We start from the raw sequence: 1,573 nt of genomic DNA on the forward strand, positions 1-1,573 counted from the left end.
GAGTAAAGGCTCTTTTCGTGATTTTGCCTCYTCAACTGGACGCCACCTAGWAACATCATACATAAAATGAGGTGACCCAAAATTGTAGCCAGCTGGAGGATGGTCAGGATTGAAAGTAGGATCCTGGATAAAAGCGACCTGTCTTTTTAGTTCATCGATTTCTTCCTTTGACGCCCCAAGGTATTGATACTGATCAATGGCAATGTCAGTCAAAGAGCGTGCAGGTGGTGCGAGTAAGATACTTCCTCGCACAAGTGAGGAAGGCGCTTTGCTCAGTATACGCGGCATTGTGCCAGCTCCTAGGCTATGTCCAAGAATGAAAATATTATTTGGATCAATGCCTTCCTGCTGCGCTGCTGATTTTGCTGCATATATGGCATCATCTGTAGTATCACGGTCTAACGTACCAGGTTCTGCACTCATCTTTARTRCATGTTCTAAGGTGCGTTTTTCATAGCGTAACACTGCAATTCCGTTGGATGAAAGGCCCACCGCAAGGTCTCGTAAGATTTTTGTTCCCAGATATGTACTATCACGATCATGGATGCCAGCACCATGAACAAGAACAACTACGGGTACCTTTTCACCAGGCTTACGTTTCGGAGCCGTTAATGTGGCTGGTAACGGATAGGTAGAATTTCCAATGACGATTTCACGTTCTTGATAGGAAGCAGGTTGATCATAGCTAGGATGCGGGATGGTATAAGATTCCGGGGGCATCCTTTCCCCAACTTCATCTACTTTCCCGCCAGGTTTGAATTTAAGGAGTAGCGGGATGGTATTTTCTTCGGTAGCTGCTGGAAYTTCWACCGTYTGATGGACCAAGTTTCGTTCTTTTATCACGGGGGTTCCCATGCTTTTTATCCCGCTCCAGCGACTTTGTGTCCACCAATTTTGTAATGTGTTTACTGTAAACTTGGATTGAAAAGCAGCAGACGTCAACTGAAGTGCCTCTGCATACTTACCTTGCTGGAGATATTCAAAAAATAATGATGTACGCTCCGTTAAAGAGATTTGTTTCTTTTCTGCAGATTGCTCCTCACGTGTATCTGCGTGAATAGCTGTTGTAAGCGGGAAAGATGAAACACCTAAAGAAAAGAGTAGGGTAAAGGTAAGTACTGATTTTTGGATTTTCTTTTTTTTATTCATGTTTTAACCTCCAATATGTGATGGTAAAAAACAGGTATGGTAATTAGGGTTCTGGTGCAAAAACTTCAAAATATTTGCAAGTAATCTCCAAAACTTGGACATACTGATATTATTACTCTAAAAAACCGTTGATTTCTCCTTTTTCCACATGCATATTAACCCCAGAAACAACCTTTCTTCCTTCACTTTATATTTTAATTATAAGAAACAAAGCTCTCGTTTTTCTTACTTGATACTTACAAATTCCTTAAGTGTTTAAAATCTTAGCTTGATGGATGTGGGGCGGTACCCCTTATTGGGGTTCAGCCGAGATACGTGTAAAAAYGGGTCAYAWRCTGKATTTTATTTCCATTGTCAGATTTCGGTGTAACAAAAAGGTGTTTTACTAGTAATGTTACGAATTATTTTTGATACAGTATTTTGT

1 protein-coding gene is annotated in these 1,573 nt (G+C 40.9%); it reads right to left on the minus strand.

The window, feature by feature from the left end; all coding sequences use genetic code 11:
• Positions 1 to 1,149: alpha/beta hydrolase (locus AC1DJR_RS29325; RefSeq protein ID WP_477004179.1), on the minus strand; the 1,149-nt coding region annotated here is incomplete at its 3' end.
• Positions 1,150 to 1,573: the final 424 nt, after the last annotated feature.

The organism is Bacillus sp. 05T31, assembly GCF_056396725.1.